General features: G+C 64.5%; 15 protein-coding genes and 1 pseudogene. 2 read left to right on the plus strand and 14 right to left on the minus strand.

Annotated elements, in window-relative coordinates:
- Positions 1–164: 164 nt before the first annotated feature.
- Positions 165–1259, minus strand: a complete 1095-nt coding sequence (gene hemE, locus WJ35_RS10840) for a uroporphyrinogen decarboxylase (protein ID WP_088580074.1) — start codon at positions 1257–1259, stop codon at positions 165–167.
- Between the two features lie 153 nt (positions 1260–1412).
- Here hemE and WJ35_RS10845 point away from each other — a divergent pair, with 153 nt between their 5' ends.
- Positions 1413–2219, plus strand: coding sequence for a transporter substrate-binding domain-containing protein (locus WJ35_RS10845; protein WP_060231153.1), 807 nt, complete (start codon positions 1413–1415; stop codon positions 2217–2219).
- A 625-nt stretch (positions 2220–2844) separates the two neighbouring features.
- Here the strand turns inward: WJ35_RS10845 and WJ35_RS10850 are convergent.
- The 10 genes and pseudogenes from WJ35_RS10850 to WJ35_RS10895 form a co-directional block, all read right to left on the minus strand.
- A pseudogene (locus WJ35_RS10850) lies at positions 2845–4571 on the minus strand (AMP-binding protein).
- Between the two features lie 175 nt (positions 4572–4746).
- Positions 4747–5172: a F0F1 ATP synthase subunit epsilon gene (locus WJ35_RS10855; RefSeq protein WP_010093094.1), complete on the minus strand. Its 426-nt coding sequence runs from the start codon at positions 5170–5172 to the stop codon at positions 4747–4749.
- Between the two features lie 104 nt (positions 5173–5276).
- Entirely contained in the window at positions 5277–6671 is a 1395-nt protein-coding gene (atpD, locus tag WJ35_RS10860) for a F0F1 ATP synthase subunit beta (protein WP_029226648.1), read from the minus strand.
- A 71-nt stretch (positions 6672–6742) separates the two neighbouring features.
- The gene (atpG, locus tag WJ35_RS10865) at positions 6743–7618 is read right to left on the minus strand and encodes a F0F1 ATP synthase subunit gamma (RefSeq protein WP_010093096.1); all 876 of its coding nucleotides are present in this window, start codon (positions 7616–7618) and stop codon (positions 6743–6745) included.
- A 70-nt stretch (positions 7619–7688) separates the two neighbouring features.
- Positions 7689–9230, minus strand: coding sequence for a F0F1 ATP synthase subunit alpha (atpA, locus tag WJ35_RS10870; RefSeq protein WP_010093097.1), 1542 nt, complete (start codon positions 9228–9230; stop codon positions 7689–7691).
- A 44-nt stretch (positions 9231–9274) separates the two neighbouring features.
- Positions 9275–9814 carry a F0F1 ATP synthase subunit delta gene (locus WJ35_RS10875; protein ID WP_010093099.1) on the minus strand — a complete coding sequence of 180 codons (540 nt, stop codon included), beginning with the start codon at positions 9812–9814 and terminating at the stop codon, positions 9275–9277.
- Between the two features lie 2 nt (positions 9815–9816).
- Positions 9817–10287: a F0F1 ATP synthase subunit B gene (locus tag WJ35_RS10880; protein WP_010093101.1), complete on the minus strand. Its 471-nt coding sequence runs from the start codon at positions 10285–10287 to the stop codon at positions 9817–9819.
- A 129-nt stretch (positions 10288–10416) separates the two neighbouring features.
- Positions 10417–10686, minus strand: coding sequence for a F0F1 ATP synthase subunit C (gene atpE / locus WJ35_RS10885; protein ID WP_004195828.1), 270 nt, complete (start codon positions 10684–10686; stop codon positions 10417–10419).
- Positions 10687–10761: 75 nt separating this feature from the next.
- Positions 10762–11613 carry a F0F1 ATP synthase subunit A gene (gene atpB, locus WJ35_RS10890; protein ID WP_060231148.1) on the minus strand — a complete coding sequence of 284 codons (852 nt, stop codon included), beginning with the start codon at positions 11611–11613 and terminating at the stop codon, positions 10762–10764.
- 110 nt (positions 11614–11723) lie between these two features.
- Positions 11724–12251, minus strand: a complete 528-nt coding sequence (locus tag WJ35_RS10895) for an ATP synthase subunit I (RefSeq protein WP_060231145.1) — start codon at positions 12249–12251, stop codon at positions 11724–11726.
- A gap of 184 nt (positions 12252–12435) precedes the next feature.
- Between WJ35_RS10895 and WJ35_RS31170 the strand changes: the two genes are divergently transcribed.
- Positions 12436–12714, plus strand: coding sequence for a hypothetical protein (locus WJ35_RS31170; protein ID WP_124260015.1), 279 nt, complete (start codon positions 12436–12438; stop codon positions 12712–12714).
- 112 nt (positions 12715–12826) lie between these two features.
- Here WJ35_RS31170 and WJ35_RS10900 read toward each other — a convergent pair whose 3' ends face one another.
- Genes WJ35_RS10900 through WJ35_RS10910 form a run of 3 tightly spaced genes read right to left on the minus strand, consistent with a single transcriptional unit; the run spans position 12827 to position 15672 of the window.
- The gene (locus tag WJ35_RS10900; RefSeq protein ID WP_196222094.1) at positions 12827–13957 is read right to left on the minus strand and encodes an SLC13 family permease; all 1131 of its coding nucleotides are present in this window, start codon (positions 13955–13957) and stop codon (positions 12827–12829) included.
- 13 nt (positions 13958–13970) lie between these two features.
- Complete coding sequence (locus WJ35_RS10905; protein WP_069239428.1) at positions 13971–14864, minus strand: ParB/RepB/Spo0J family partition protein; 894 nt, start codon at positions 14862–14864, stop codon at positions 13971–13973.
- A 31-nt stretch (positions 14865–14895) separates the two neighbouring features.
- Complete coding sequence (locus WJ35_RS10910; RefSeq protein ID WP_010093111.1) at positions 14896–15672, minus strand: ParA family protein; 777 nt, start codon at positions 15670–15672, stop codon at positions 14896–14898.
- Positions 15673–15685 lie beyond the last annotated feature (13 nt).

Here is a 15685-nt window from a genome sequence, read left to right on the forward strand (position 1 = left end):
GGGCAAATTGACCGATACGGGGCTCTACCGCGCTGCAACGTGGAAAATGTGTATAAGTCAAGTCTTGACAAGCCGCCGATCACCCGCCCGGGCGGGGTTGCGCCCTGTTTAGTTCCGGGCGCGAAACGCGGCCGCTCTGCACCGCAGCACGCCCGCGCCTGCAATCAGCGCGCGGCTCCGCTACGAATCGCGCGGCTGTGGTTGTGCACCTCGTCGACCAGTTCGGCGACGTGCTCGGGCGGCGTGAACTGCGAGATGCCGTGCCCGAGGTTGAACACGTGGCCCGGATGGTTGCCGTAGCTGTCGAGCACCGCGCGCGCCTGCTCGCGGATCGCGGCCGGCGGCGCAAACAGGATCGTCGGATCGAGGTTGCCCTGCAGCGCGACGCGCCCCGCGACGCGCTCGCGCGCGGCGCCGACGTTGACCGTCCAGTCGAGCCCGACCGCATCGACGCCCGTCGCCGCGATTTCCTCGAGCCACAGCCCGCCGCCCTTCGTGAACGTGATCACCGGCACGCGCTCGCCGTCGTGCTCGCGCTTGAGCTGCGACACGACGCGGCGGATGTAGTCGAGCGAGAAGCGCTGGTACGCGCCGTCGGCGAGCGCGCCGCCCCACGTATCGAAAATCATCACCGCCTGCGCGCCCGCTTCGATCTGCGCGTTCAGGTACGCGGCGACCGCCTGCGCGTTGACGTCGAGGATCCGGTGCATCAGGTCCGGCCGCGAATACGCCATCGACTTCACGGTGCGGAAGTCGTCCGAGCCGCCGCCTTCGACCATGTAGCACGCGAGCGTCCACGGGCTGCCCGAGAAGCCGATCAGCGGCACCCGCTGGCGGCCCTGGCCGTCGGTGAGCGCGCGGCGGATCTCGCGCACCGCGTCCGTCACGTAGCCGAGCGTCGCGCCGATGTCCGGCACCGCGAGCTTCGCGACGTCCGCTTCGGTGCGCACCGGATGCGCGAACTTCGGCCCTTCGCCGACCTGGAAGTCGAGGCCGAGACCCATCGCGTCGGGAATCGTCAGGATGTCCGAGAACAGGATCGCGGCGTCGAGCGGGAAGCGCTCGAGCGGCTGCAGCGTCACTTTGGTCGCGTAGTCGGGGTTCTTCGCGAGGCCGAGGAAGCTGCCCGCGCGCGCGCGCGTCGCGTTGTATTCGGGCAGGTAGCGGCCCGCCTGGCGCATCAGCCAGATCGGCGTGTAGTCGGTCGGCTCGCGCAGGAGCGCACGCAGGAAGGTGTCGTTGAGCAGGGTATGAGCCACGGTGGAGGCGACGATGCGGAAGAGGCAAAAGCGCATTTTACCGGACCGGGGCCATCCCGCCGTGCACGCGGCGCCGATGGCGGCCATATGACGCGCGCGATGGCTCCGTTATGATCGGACACCCATATCGAAACGAACGAAGGAGGAGACTCGATGAAGCAGCTCGCCAAGATTGCCGCCGTCGCCATCATCACCGCGCTGGCATGCGCCGCCGCCACGCACGCGCAGACGGCCCCGGGCGGCGGCACGGCAGGCGCCGGCTCGCGGCTCGACGACGTGCTCGCGCGCGGCACGCTGCGTGTCTGCACGACGGGCGACTACAAGCCGTATTCGTATTACCGCGCCGACGGCAGGTTCGAAGGCATCGACATCGACATGGCCGACGCGCTCGCGAAATCGCTCGGCGTGAAGGCCGACTACGTGAAGACGAGCTGGCCGACCCTGACCGCGGATTTCGTGGCGAAGTGCGACATCGCGGTCGGCGGCGTATCGACGACGCTCGAGCGCCAGAAGCGCGCGTTCTTCACGCAGCCGTACATGACCGACGGCAAGACCCCGATCGTGCGCTGCGCGGACGTCGACCAATACCAGACCGTCGCGCAGATCGACCGCCCCGGGACCCGCGTGATCGTGAACCCGGGCGGCACCAACGAGCGTTTTGCGAAGCAGCACTTCACGCACGCGAACGTCACTGTCTACCCGGACAACGTGACGATCTTCAAGCAGATCCTCGCCGGCAAGGCGGACGTGATGGTGACCGACGCGTCCGAGACGCTGCTGCAGCAAAAACTGAATCCGGGCCTGTGCTCGGTGCATCCGGACCAGCCGTTCCAGTTCGGCGAGAAGGCATACATGGTGCCGCGCGGCGACGTCGTGTTCCAGCAGTACGTCGATCAATGGCTGCACCTGGCGCTCGCGAACGGCGAGTTCCGGGCGATCTCGGACAAGTGGCTGAAGTGACGCCGGCCGCGGCCGCGCCTCGGGCGGCCAGCGCGTGACGCGATGGCGCAGGCGCGCGGTTTGGCCGAACGGCCGACTGGCGCGCCCCTCGATCACGTTTCAAAATCTTTCTGACGATTGAATCGTCAGACATCGAATGCTCTGCGCATTGCACTTTTTCGCGTGCAATTGTGGACTTCGTCGAGCCTGTCGCGCACGAAAAACGCATTACGCGCACGCGATGAAAACACTTTCGATAATATTGGTAAAAATGACCTCAATGGAATCCCTTAAAACAGCAAAAAATCCCGGAAAGCCTTATCCGGCGGGCGTTACAACCTGAAACACTTTGTTACCGCGAGGGCGCACCAATTCGCCCACAATGCCTTTCAACGGTTTCAACACGGATGCGGTCTCGTGTGCCAAGTGTGAGCGGACGCAAAGCACTGCGAGCCCGTCGGTTATATGCCGAAGCCCTTCCGGGGGGCATCCTTGTTGGAGTCGTTTCCGGTCTTCGGACCGGATGCGTTCCATCTTTGGTCTCCTCGCGCTAACCCCGTAGCGTGTGGTTTTTAGCGGGCTAATAAGCCCGCTTTTTTTCGTCCATCGAAAACGTGGCGGCCCGCGGGGCGCCACGTTTCCCGCGTCACGCGGTCTTCTGCACGTCGAGCTTCAGCTCGTCGATCATGCGCTGACGCATCACGAACTTCTGCACCTTCCCTGTCACCGTCATCGGCAGCTCGTCGACGAAGCGGATGTAGCGCGGAATCTTGTAGTGCGCGATCTGCCCCTGGCAGAACGCGCGCACGTCATCCTCGGTCAGCTGCTCGCCCGCGCGCAGCACGATCCACGCGCACACTTCCTCGCCGTACTTCGCGTCGGGCACGCCGAACACCTGCGCGCTCTGGATCTTCGGATGACGAAACAGGAATTCCTCGATCTCGCGCGGATAGATGTTCTCGCCGCCACGGATCAGCATGTCCTTCAGCCGGCCGACGATGTTGCAGTAGCCGTTAGCGTCGAGCGTCGCGAGATCGCCGGTGTGCATCCAGCCGTCGATCAGCACATCGCGCGTCTTCTCGTCGTCGTCCCAGTAGCCGCGCATCACCGAATAGCCCTTCGTGCACAGCTCGCCCGTCGCGCCGACCGGCACGATGCCGCCGCTCGGATCGACGATCTTCACTTCCAGATGCGGCTGGATGCGGCCGACGGTCGTCGTGCGCATCTCGAGCGGATCGTCGGTCGAGCTCTGGAACGACACGGGGCTCGTCTCCGTCATCCCGTACGCGATCGTGATCTCCGACAGGTGCATCTGCGACACGACGCGCTTCATCGTCTCGATCGGGCACGGCGAGCCGGCCATGATGCCGGTGCGCAGCGACGACAGGTCGTAGTTCGCGAAGTCCGGATGATCGAGCTCCGCGATGAACATCGTCGGCACGCCGTGCAGCGCGGTGCAGCGTTCGTCGGCAACCGCGGCGAGCGTCGCGGCCGGGTCGAACGCCTCGCCGGGGAACACCATCGCGGCGCCGGTCGACACGCACGCGAGCACGGCCAGCACCATCCCGAAGCAGTGGTAAAGCGGCACCGGAATGCACAGCGCATCCTGCTCGCTGAAGCGCATCGCCTGCGCGATCGAGCGCGCGTTGTTGACGACGTTGCGGTGCGAGAGCGTCGCGCCCTTCGGGCTGCCGGTCGTGCCGCTCGTGAACTGGATGTTGATCGGATCGATCGACGCGAGCGTCGCGCCGAGCGCGTCGAGCGCGCGGCATCGAGCGCCGTGCGGCCGCGCGCCATCACGTCGGCAAAGCGGAACATGCCGGCGGGCGCGACCTCGCCCATCGACACGATCGTGCGCAGGCTCGGCACGCGCACCGCGTGCAGGTCGCCCGGCGCGCAGCACGCGAGTTCCGGCGCGATCGCCTGCAGCATGTCGACATAGCCGGACGACTTGAAGCGCTCGGCGGTGATCACCGCCTTGCAGCCGACCTTGTTCAGCGCGTATTCGATTTCCGCGAGCCGGTACGCGGGATTGAGGTTGACGAGGATCGCGCCGATGCGCGCGGTCGCGAACTGAGTCAGCAGCCATTCGCTGCGGTTCGGCGACCAGATCCCGACGCGGTCGCCCCTCGCGATGCCGAGCGCGGCGAGGCCCGTGGCCAGCACGTCGACCTCGTCGGCGAATTCGCGCCAGCTCCAGCGCACGCGCTGCTCGCGGAACACCACGGCCGGACGGTCAGGAAAGCGTCCGGCGGTATCCCGCAGGAACTGCCCGATCGTCGCTTCGGAAAGCGGCACGTCGGTCGCGCCGCGCACGTACGACAATCCGTTCTCGGGCGCGATCAGCGCCCGCATGCCAGGGTCTGCAGCCATGATGTCTCCGTCTTTTGTCGGTCTGATGCAGCGGACGATAGCGCGCTCCGCTGACGACACTCTGACATCGATTCGCTGCGTCCGGGCGAAATAGCACGCTCGGACGAAACCCTGACGAAACCGGGGCGAAAAAAAAAGCAGCCCGGAGGCTGCTTTCTTTTGCGTGATGCGCGGCTCAGTGCCGGCTGCGCATCTTCGCCAGACGCTGGATCGCTTCGAGCTGCGCCATGGCGGTCGCGAGCTCGGACTGCGCCTTCGCGAGGTCGATGTCCGACTTCGCGTTCTGCAGCGTTTCCTCGGCGCGCTTGCGCGCTTCCTCGGCCTTCGCCGAGTCGAGATCCTTGCCGCGGATCGCGGTATCGGCGAGCACCGTCACGGCGCCCGGCTGCACTTCGAGAATGCCGCCCGCGACGAACACGAATTCGTCGTTGCCGCTTTCGGTTTCGATGCGCACCGCACCCGGACGAATCCGCGTGATCAGCGGCGTGTGACCCGGCAGGATGCCCAGCTCACCCGCTTCGCCCGGCAGCGCGACGAACTTCGCCTGGCCCGAGAAGATCTGCTCTTCCGCGCTGACGACGTCTACTTTGATGGTTGCCATATCGACTCCTGGTTGAGCGTGTTACGTGGGCGCCCGTCCGCGAAAAGCCGCCTGAACGGCAGCCATCGCGGACGCACGGGCGCCCGCTGCGTTACACCCGACCTTTACTGGATCTTCTTGGCCTTCTCGAAGGCTTCGTCGATCGTGCCGACCATGTAGAACGCCTGTTCCGGCAGGTGATCGCACTCGCCGTCGACGATCATCTTGAAGCCGCGGATCGTTTCCTTCAGCGGCACGTACTTGCCCGGCGAGCCCGTGAACACTTCAGCGACGTGGAACGGCTGCGACAGGAAACGCTGGATCTTGCGTGCGCGCGCGACCGACAGCTTGTCTTCCGGCGACAGTTCGTCCATGCCCAGAATCGCGATGATGTCGCGCAGTTCCTTGTAGCGCTGCAGCGTCTGCTGAACGCGGCGGGTGATCGTGTAGTGCTCTTCACCGATCACGTTCGGGTCGATCTGGCGCGACGTCGAGTCGAGCGGGTCGACCGCCGGGTAGATGCCCAGCGAAGCGATGTCACGCGACAGAACGACGGTTGCGTCCAGGTGGCCGAAGGTCGTAGCCGGCGACGGGTCGGTCAAGTCGTCCGCAGGGACGTACACGGCCTGGACCGACGTAATCGAGCCCTTCTTGGTCGACGTGATGCGTTCCTGCAGCTTGCCCATTTCTTCAGCCAGCGTCGGCTGATAGCCCACTGCCGACGGCATACGGCCGAGCAGTGCCGACACTTCGGTACCGGCCAGCGTGAAACGGTAGATGTTGTCGACGAAGAACAGCACGTCGAGGCCTTCGTCACGGAAGTGCTCGGCCATCGTCAGGCCGGTCAGCGCGACGCGCAGACGGTTGCCCGGCGGCTCGTTCATCTGGCCGTACACCAGCGCGACCTTGTCGAGAACGTTCGAGTCCTTCATTTCGTGGTAGAAGTCGTTCCCTTCACGGGTACGCTCGCCCACGCCCGCGAACACGGAGTAACCGCCGTGCTCCTTCGCGATGTTGTTGATGAGCTCCATCATGTTGACGGTCTTGCCCACGCCCGCACCGCCGAACAGGCCGACCTTGCCGCCCTTTGCGAACGGGCAGATCAGGTCGATGACCTTGATGCCCGTTTCGAGCAGTTCGGTCGACGGCGACAGTTCGTCGAACGCCGGCGCCTTCTGGTGGATCGAGCGGGTGTGTTCGCTCTCGATCGGGCCAGCCTCGTCGATCGGGCGGCCGAGCACGTCCATGATCCGGCCGAGGGTCGGCTTGCCGACCGGCACCGAGATCGGCTTGTTCGTGTTCTTCACCGTCAGACCGCGGCGCAGGCCGTCGGATGCACCCAGACAGATGGTGCGGACCACGCCGTCGCCCAGCTGCTGCTGGACTTCGAGCGTCAGTTCCGAGCCTTCCAGAATGAGCGCGTCGTAGATCTTCGGCATGCTTTCGCGCGGGAATTCCACGTCGATAACGGCGCCGATGCACTGTACGATCTTGCCTTCTACCAAAGCAGCAGTACTCATCGCTTTTCCTTTAAATACCTGATTCTTTACTCGCGCAAAGGCGCAGTTTCGGGTGGTCTGGCGGCTCGCGCTTAAACAGCTGCGGCGCCGCCGACGATCTCCGACAGTTCCTTCGTGATCGCGGCCTGACGGCTCTTGTTGTACACCAGCTGCAGCTCGCTGATCACGGTCTTCGCGTTGTCCGACGCAGCCTTCATCGCGACCATCCGCGCCGATTGCTCCGACGCCATGTTTTCCGCGACGGCCTGGTACACCAGCGCCTCGACGTAGCGCACCAGCAGCTCGTCGACGACAGCCTGCGCATCCGGCTCGTAGATGTAGTCCCACGACGTGGCCGGCGTGCCGTCATTCGCCTCGAAGTGCTCCGACGACAGCGGCAGCAGCTGCTCGATCACCGCTTCCTGCTTCATCGTGTTGACGAAGCGCGTGTACGCGAGATAAACCGCCGACAGCTTGCCTTCCGAGTACAGGTCGAGCTGCGTCTTCACCGCGCCGATCAGCTTGTCGAGGTGCGGGGTGTCGCCGAGGTGCACGACCTGCGACATCACCTTCGCGCCGAAGCGGTTCAGGAACCCGAGGCCCTTGCCGCCGATCGCGGTGGCTTCGACCTTCTGGCCCTTCTCTTCCAGCTCCTTGAACTTCTGCACCGTCGCGCGCAGCACGTTGGTGTTCAGACCGCCGCACAGACCCTTGTCCGTCGTGACGAGGATGATGCCGGCCGTCTTCGCGCCTTCGTTCGCCACCATGAACGGGTGGCGGTACTCCGGGTTCGCGCGGCTCATGTGCGCGGCGATGGCACGGACCTTGTCCGCATACGGACGAGCGGCGCGCATGCGTTCCTGCGCGCGGCGCATCTTCGATGCGGCCACCATCTCCATCGCCTTCGTGATCTTGCGCGTGTTCTGCACGCTCTTGATCTTGCCGCGAATTTCCTTCATTCCAGCCATAGCTTGCTCCTTGACCGAAGCGGCGCGGGCGCGTCAAGCGACCCGCGCGGCTTCAGTGTTCACGCGCGGATCAATAGGCACCCGACTTCTTGAAGGATTCGATCGCCGCGCGCAGCGCGCCTTCGTCGTCCTTCGAGAGGTCCTTGGTGTCTTCGATGCGCTTGATGAGGTCAGCGTGGCTGGTCTTCAGGAATTCGCGCAGGCCCTTCTCGAACGGCAGCACTTGCTTGACGTCGAGGTCGTCGAAGTAGCCGTTGTTCGCGGCGTACAGCGACACGGCCAGTTCCCACACCTGCAGCGGCTGGTACTGCGGCTGCTTCAGCAGTTCCGTCACGCGGCGGCCGCGCTCGAGCTGCTTGCGGGTCGCTTCGTCGAGGTCCGACGCGAACTGCGCGAACGCTGCGAGCTCACGGTACTGCGCGAGGTCGGTACGGATACCGCCCGACAGCTTCTTCACGACCTTCGTCTGCGCGGCGCCGCCGACTCGCGACACCGACACGCCGGCGTTGATTGCCGGACGGATGCCCGCGTTGAACAGGTCGGTTTCCAGGAAGATCTGGCCGTCGGTGATCGAGATCACGTTCGTCGGAACGAACGCGGTCACGTCGCCCGCTTGCGTTTCGATGACCGGCAGTGCCGTCAGCGAGCCGCTCTTGCCCTTCACTTCGCCGTTCGTGAACTTCTCGACGTACTCTTCCGACACGCGAGCCGCGCGCTCGAGCAGACGCGAGTGCAGATAGAACACGTCGCCCGGGTATGCTTCACGGCCCGGCGGGCGGCGCAGCAGCAGCGAGATCTGACGGTATGCCCAAGCCTGCTTGGTCAAGTCGTCGTAAATGATCAGCGCGTCCTGGCCGCGATCGCGGAAGTATTCACCCATCGTGCAGCCCGCGTACGGCGCGAGGTACTGCATCGCGGCGGAATCCGATGCCGAAGCGGCGACGACGATCGTGTACTCCATCGCGCCGGTTTCTTCGAGCTTGCGCACCACGTTCATGATCGACGAAGCCTTCTGGCCGATCGCGACGTAGATACAGATCAGGTCCTTGCCCTTCTGGTTGATGATCGTGTCGAGCGCCACCGCGGTCTTGCCGCACTGACGGTCGCCGATGATCAGCTCACGCTGGCCGCGGCCGATCGGCACCATCGAGTCGATCGACTTCAGGCCGGTCTGCACCGGCTGCGACACCGACTTGCGCCAGATCACGCCCGGGGCGATCTTTTCGATCGCGTCGGTCAGCTTCGCGTTGACCGGGCCTTTGCCGTCGATCGGGTTGCCCAGCGCGTCGACCACGCGGCCGACGAGTTCCGGACCGACCGGGACTTCGAGAATGCGGCCCGTCGTCTTGACGATGTCGCCTTCCGAGATGTGTTCGTATTCGCCGAGAATCACCGCGCCGACCGAGTCGCGCTCGAGGTTCAGCGCGAGGCCGAACGTGTTGCCCGGGAACTCGAGCATTTCGCCCTGCATCACGTCCGACAGGCCGTGGATGCGCACGATACCGTCGGTCACGGAGATCACGGTGCCCTGGTTGCGAACGTCTGCGCTCGCTTCAAGGCCCTGGATCCGGCTCTTGATCAGCTCGCTGATCTCAGAGGGATTGAGTTGCATTATTCGCTCCTGATAGTCAATTCTGTTGCGTGCCGGCGTGGCGCTCAGGCGGTCAAGGCAGCCTGCATCGAAGCAAGGCGCGCGCGAACCGAAGAGTCGAGCACTTCGTCGCCGACCGTCACGCGCACGCCGCCGATCAGCGACGAATCGACTTCGACCGTCGGCTTCAGCTTGCGCTTGAACTTGCGCTCGAGGCTCGCGACGAGACCTTCGAGGTCCGTACCGTTCAGCGGGAATGCGCTGACGATCGTTGCGTCGGCGGCGCCTTCGCGCGCGTTCTTGAGCGCGTCGAACTGCACGGCGATTTCCGGCAGCAGCGCGATGCGATGATTGTCGACCAGCATCTGCACGAAGTTCTTCGCCTCGGCGGACGTCGCGAGCGGCGACTTCGCCGCGGCAAGCAGCAGCTCGGCCACTTGCGCGCGGGTCACCTTCGGATTCGACGCCACGGAGAGCACTTCGGGCAGATGCGCAACCTGGGCCAGCTCTTGCACGAGCGTGGACCAGGCGGCGATGTCACCCCCCTCGGCCACGCGGAACAGCGCTTCTGCGTAAGGGCGGGCGATGGTTGCAAGTTCGGCCATGATCAGAGCTCGGCTTTCAGTTGATTCAGCAGTTGGGCGTGGGCCGTTTGATCGACTTCGCGCTTCAGGATCTGCTCGGCGCCCTTCACGGCCAGCGTGGCGACTTCGCCACGCAGCGCTTCGCGCGCCTTCACGATTTGCTGTTCTGCTTCCGCTTTCGCCTGGGCGACGATGCGGGCGGCTTCAGCCTGGGCATTGGCCTTGATTTCCTCGGCGACCGCCTGGGCACGCTTTTCAGCGTCGGCGATGCGCTGCTGGCCGTCATTGCGGGCCTGCGCGAGTTCCTGGTCCACGCGCTTGTGCGCTGCGTCGAGTTCCGCCTTGCCCTTTTCCGCGGCGGCGAGGCCGTCGGCGATCTTCTTCGCGCGCTCGTCGAGGGCATTGATCAACGGCGGCCACACGAATTTCATCGTGAACCACGCGAGGACCAGGAACACGACCATTTGCGCAAACAGAGTTGCGTTGAGATTCACGGTGTTTCCTTATCTGCTATTCCGGAAAAATGAAACGGTAAGGCGCTCATCGAGTTGCATTCGATCAGCGCCCCAAGTCTCCGTTCCGCCCTGCGCCGGCTCACGCCGGGCGCATATTTCCGAGGAACCTTAGCCTGCGAGCTTCGACAGGAGCGGGTTCGCGAACGCGAACAGCATTGCGACACCAACACCGATCAGGAACGCCGCGTCGATCAGACCAGCCAGCAGGAACATCTTCGTTTGCAGCGGGTTGATGAGTTCCGGCTGACGTGCGCATGCTTCGATGTACTTGCCACCCATCAGCGCGATACCGATACAGGCGCCGATCGCACCCAGGCCGATGATGATGCCGATACCGATGGCGGTCAGACCCTGGATGTTGGCGATGAAAGCTTGCATGATCACTCCTTTGTGAAAAGACTTGGAACTGAGATTTAAAAAACTAAAACGAAGACTCTTTTTTGCACGCCGCGCTTAGTGCTTGTCGTGCGCCTGGCCGAGATACACCAGCGTCAGCATCATGAAAATGAATGCCTGCAACAGAACAATCAGGATGTGGAAGATTGCCCAGACGCTGCCCGCGATCACGTGACCAATGAAGCCGAGGAACGTTGCGTCACCGCCGAAGCTCCACATGCTGCCGAGCAGGGCGATCAGCAGGAACACCAGCTCACCCGCGTACATGTTGCCGAACAACCGCATGCCGAGCGAGACGGTCTTCGCGACGAATTCGACGATGTTGAGCGCGAGGTTCGGGATCCACAGCGCCGGGTGTGCGCCGAACGGTGCCGACAGCAGTTCATGCACGAAGCCGCCCGCGCCCTTGATCTTGATGCTGTAGTAGATCATCAGGACGAACACGCCGAGCGCGATGCCGAGGGTGCCGTTCAGGTCGGCCGTCGGAACGATGCGATGGTGGGAAATGATGCCCGACAGACCGAGCACGCCGATCACGCGGCCCGGCAGGTCGACGGGGAGGAAGTCGAGGGCGTTCATCAGCGCGACCCACACGAACACGGTCAGTGCGAGCGGAGCGATGAAGGCGCGGTTGCCGTGGACGATCGCCTTCGACTGGTCTTCGACCATCTCGACGAGCATCTCGATCGCGCACTGGAAGCGGCCCGGCACGCCGGACGTCGCCTTGCGGGCAGCCAGGCGCAGCACGAGGATGGTGACGACGCCACACACGATCGACCAGAACAGCGTGTCGAGATTCCAGACATGAATGTCGAAAATCGACGTCTGATGCGAGGTGGAGAAATTCTGCAAGTGGTGCGCAATGTACTCGGACGGATCCGGACCGCGCGTGCCTTCGCTAGCTGCCATATCGTTAATGCCACCCAAATTGTCGAAAATCGTTTTGCCCGATTCCGCAATACGCTATTGCGGGAACGGGCCGGCGCGTGTTCATGTCGAAATCGCGCGCTGCTTGTTCCTTACCGCCAGGCCAGCGCGATCCAGTACGTCTTCAGCACGACGAGGTACGTGACGAGGAGCGGCACCCAGTGCACGCCGGGATAGCCGAACGCCACTGCGGCGAACATCCCGATCGTCACACCGAGCTTGACGGCTTCACCTGCCACCCAGCTCATCACGGTGGCCGAGCCACCTGCCTTCAGTCGTGCCACGAACAACGCACTCGGCACCCAGCCGATCGCTCCGCCCAGAAACGCGGATTGCGCAGCGGCGCCCGGCGACTTCGAAAACAGCCACCACGCCAGCGTTGCAACCAGGGACAAGGCCACTTGCGCGATCACCACCTTGTAGGGGGTGATACGCGAGGGCCGACTCACGTTCGGGCCGAACAGCTTCTCGGCTTCGGCCCGCGTGAGCGGAACGATGTTGTCATCTTGCAGCTCGGCGTCCCAGTCGTCGCCGGAGGATTCGCGCCGCTCGCCGGCCGCTGAAGCGGTGCGTTGCGCGCGGTGATCATCGTGCCCATTTTTCGGCGCCTGACCCGCCATCGCAGTCTTCCGCAAAATCCCTGAACCCGGCCCCAAGCTTTCCGAAAGCTTTCAGGGGCGCCTAGCTAACAAATCCGGGCGATTGTAAGCGATAGTTGCAGGTGATTCAAGGCTTTAGACGCGACAAAAACCTGCGTAAAACGACGCCTCATGATGTGAAAAACGCGTGAATCCACGAGGTACGATGACAGTTGTAAGGTGGTTTTTTCGCGTCGCACATTTCGCGGGCGGAAATGCGCGTTTCAGCGGAAATCAACGGCCGGAAATGGGGGCTGTGACGCGGCGTCGCGGCGGGCTGAGTGCGATGAAATTCCGCGAAGGCGGAACGAACGGAAGCGCAGCGGCCGGCGCTGCGCGACAACCGCACCTCGCCGACGTGCGCCGCTTGGCAGCACGAAGAAATGCGATCAGCCGTGCAGATGAAGCGGCGAGCGGCGTTGCGTCGCCACAGCAGATCGACTGAGAATCGGCGCACTTATCAACAGGGGGGTGTTTCGAAGATCGCTGCTGCTGCCGCCCTGCCCGGCCACGCTTTTGCAGGCGGCCGGCGTCGCCGCTGCCGCCGGCCGCGGCGCTCAACCGTGGACGAGCAACCACGCGCCGAGTGCCGCACTCGCCAGCGCGAACGGAATCGACACCGCGTGAAACGGCAGCCACATGCGCGGCTCCTTCGCGAGCCGCACCGCGATCAGGTTCGCGAGCGAGCCGATCGCGATGCCGAAGCCGCCGACGGATACCCCGAACGCAAGTGCGCGCCAGTCCCGCGTGAACTCCGACAGCAGGATCGCGGCAGGCACGTTGCTGATCCCCTGCGACAACATCGCGCCCGCCGCGAACACGCGCAGCGGCGTGTCGAGACGCGCATGCGCGATCGCGTCGTGTATCGCGGGCAGCGCAGCCGCGGTGCGCAGCACGACGAACATCAGCACGAAGATCAGCAACAGCAGCCAGTCGATTTTCAGGACTGCGTCGCGCTTCGCCGCCAGCAGCGCGAGCACGACGGCGATCAGGCCGTGCAGCGCATGATGCGCATCGGCGAGCAGCACGAAGCCGCCGAACAGCACGGCCGCGAGCAATGCGTGCATGCGTTGCACGGGCACCGCCTGCACGTCTCCCGACAAGTCGAGCGGTTTGGCACGAAACACGCACGCCGTGACCGCGAGCAGCAACGCCATCAACGCAATCGCGAGCGGCCCGAGCGTGAGCACGAAGCGGCTGAACGACACGCCGCTCAACTGCCACAGGAACAGGTTCTGCGGATTGCCGAGCGGCGTCGCGACCGACCCCGCGTTGACGGCCAGCGCAACGACGATCACGAGCCGCCGGAACGGCAGCGGCGTCAATGCGCGCAGCGACACCATCAACGGCACGACGACGAACAGCGCGACGTCGTTGGTGAGCCACATCGAGAGCGCGGCGGAGAACCCGACGAGCAGCATCGCGAGCGCGCGCTCGGAATGCACGTGATGCACGATGCGATGGGCCAGCCACATCAGGCACCCGGACAGCTCGAGCGCCTTCGTCAGCATCAGCAGGCCGGCAAGCGTCGCGACCGTCTGCCAGTCGACCAGACCGGCCAGTATCGCGAACGGTTGCGGGCGCAACCATTCGAGAACGATCAGCGCAACGGCCAGTACCGTCAGTACGGGCTCCTGCAAAAGCCAGCCGAGCCACCGGCGCGGCGCCGGCGCGCCCGTGCTTTCGATCAATTGAACCTCGTCACTCTTCAGTTGCGACGTTACCGCGCAGCCGCGCGAGGATGCCCTCGAGCGCATCGAGGTTGCCGAAATCGATCGTCACCTGCCCTCGCCCGCGGCGGCCGAGCTTGATCTTCACCGTCGACGCCAGCAGGTCGGACAACTCCTCTTCGAGACGGCGCGTGTCGCGGCCGCCGTCGTCCTTCGCGCGCGCCTTCACGGCAGGCGCTTCCTTCGTCGTCTGCGTGACGAGCTTCTCGGTCTCGCGCACCGACATGCGCTTGTTCACGACCTGGTGCGCAAGCGTGATCTGCGTCGCCGCATCGACCGCCAGCAGCGCGCGCGCATGGCCCATGTCGAGATCGCCGGCGAGCAGCATCGTCTGCACCGGCGCCGCGAGATTCAGCAGGCGCAGCAGGTTCGACACCGCGCTGCGCGAACGGCCGACCGACTCGGCGGCCTGCTCGTGCGTGAAATGGAATTCGTCGAGCAGGCGCTGGATGCCATGCGCCTCTTCCAGCGGATTCAGGTCTTCGCGCTGGATGTTCTCGATCAGTGCCATCGCGGCGGCGGCTTGATCGGACACATCCTTCACGAGCACCGGCACTTCTTCGAGGCCGGCGAGACGCGCGGCGCGGAAACGCCGCTCGCCCGCGATGATCTCGTATTTGTCTGACGAAATGGGGCGAACCAGGATCGGCTGCATCACGCCCTGCGCGCGGATGCTCGCCGCCAGTTCCTGCAGGCTGCCCTCGTCCATTCGCGTCCGCGGCTGGTACTTGCCGGCCTGCAGCTTCGCAAGCGCGAGCGTGTTCGGCGCGCCCTCGATCTTCACCGCTTCGGTGATGTCGGCACTGCCGCCGAGCAGCGCTTCGAGGCCACGACCCAACCCTTTCTTCTTCGGCACCGCGTTCATGTCTTTCTTCCTCGCTTCGCTCATGTCCGGATCACGCATCGAATGCGCGCACGCGCTCGATCATCTCGGCGCCGAACTGGAGATAGGCCTGCGCACCGCGCGAGCCGCGGTCGAACACGACGCCCGGCAACCCGTAACTCGGCGCTTCCGCGAGGCGAACGTTGCGCGGAATCACCACGTCGAACACCTTGTCGCCGAAGTGCGCCTTCAGTTGGTCGGAAACCTGCTGCTGCAGTGTGATGCGCGGATCGAACATCACCCGCAGCAAGCCGATGATCTTCAGGTCGCGGTTCATATTCGCATGCACCTGCTTGATCGTGTTGACGAGATCCGACAGGCCCTCGAGTGCGAAGTATTCGCACTGCATCGGAATCACGACGCCGTGCGCCGCGCACAGGCCGTTCAGCGTCAGCAGCGACAGCGTCGGCGGACAATCGATCAGCACGAAGTCGTAATCGTCGGCCACGCGCTCGAGCGCCGCCTTCAACCGGCGCTCGCGATTGTCGATGCCGATCAGCTCGATTTCGGCGCCGGACAGTTCGCGGTTCGCCGGCAGCACGTCGTACGTCACCGCTTCGGGGCGCACGCGCGCATCGGCAACCGTGACCCCGTCGACCAGCACCTCGTACACGGTCGACTCGACACCCGCCTTGTCGATCCCGCTACCCATCGTCGCGTTGCCTTGCGGGTCGAGATCGATCAGCAGGACACGTTGCTCCTGCGCTGCAAGGCTCGCGGCGAGATTGACCGTTGTCGTCGTCTTGCCGACGCCCCCCTTCTGGTTCGCAACGCAGAAGATCTTTGCCATCGTTGGTGTGTCC

It is taken from the genome of Burkholderia ubonensis (genome assembly GCF_001718695.1).
Taxonomy (GTDB): domain Bacteria; phylum Pseudomonadota; class Gammaproteobacteria; order Burkholderiales; family Burkholderiaceae; genus Burkholderia; species Burkholderia ubonensis_B.

What these genes read in the sequence shown, in the direction of transcription:
- WJ35_RS10910 (WP_010093111.1), bottom strand. Translation starts at nt 15,672, where the DNA reads ATGGCAAAGATCTTCTGCGTTGCGAACCAGAAGGGGGGCGTCGGCAAG.
- WJ35_RS10905 (WP_069239428.1), bottom strand. Translation starts at nt 14,864, where the DNA reads ATGAACGCGGTGCCGAAGAAGAAAGGGTTGGGTCGTGGCCTCGAAGCG.
- atpA (WP_010093097.1), bottom strand. Translation starts at nt 9,230, where the DNA reads ATGCAACTCAATCCCTCTGAGATCAGCGAGCTGATCAAGAGCCGGATC.
- WJ35_RS10875 (WP_010093099.1), bottom strand. Translation starts at nt 9,814, where the DNA reads ATGGCCGAACTTGCAACCATCGCCCGCCCTTACGCAGAAGCGCTGTTC.
- atpB (WP_060231148.1), bottom strand. Translation starts at nt 11,613, where the DNA reads ATGGCAGCTAGCGAAGGCACGCGCGGTCCGGATCCGTCCGAGTACATT.
- atpE (WP_004195828.1), bottom strand. Translation starts at nt 10,686, where the DNA reads ATGCAAGCTTTCATCGCCAACATCCAGGGTCTGACCGCCATCGGTATC.
- atpD (WP_029226648.1), bottom strand. Translation starts at nt 6,671, where the DNA reads ATGAGTACTGCTGCTTTGGTAGAAGGCAAGATCGTACAGTGCATCGGC.
- WJ35_RS10845 (WP_060231153.1), top strand. Translation starts at nt 1,413, where the DNA reads ATGAAGCAGCTCGCCAAGATTGCCGCCGTCGCCATCATCACCGCGCTG.
- WJ35_RS31170 (WP_124260015.1), top strand. Translation starts at nt 12,436, where the DNA reads ATGACAGTTGTAAGGTGGTTTTTTCGCGTCGCACATTTCGCGGGCGGA.
- atpG (WP_010093096.1), bottom strand. Translation starts at nt 7,618, where the DNA reads ATGGCTGGAATGAAGGAAATTCGCGGCAAGATCAAGAGCGTGCAGAAC.
- WJ35_RS10855 (WP_010093094.1), bottom strand. Translation starts at nt 5,172, where the DNA reads ATGGCAACCATCAAAGTAGACGTCGTCAGCGCGGAAGAGCAGATCTTC.
- WJ35_RS10895 (WP_060231145.1), bottom strand. Translation starts at nt 12,251, where the DNA reads ATGGCGGGTCAGGCGCCGAAAAATGGGCACGATGATCACCGCGCGCAA.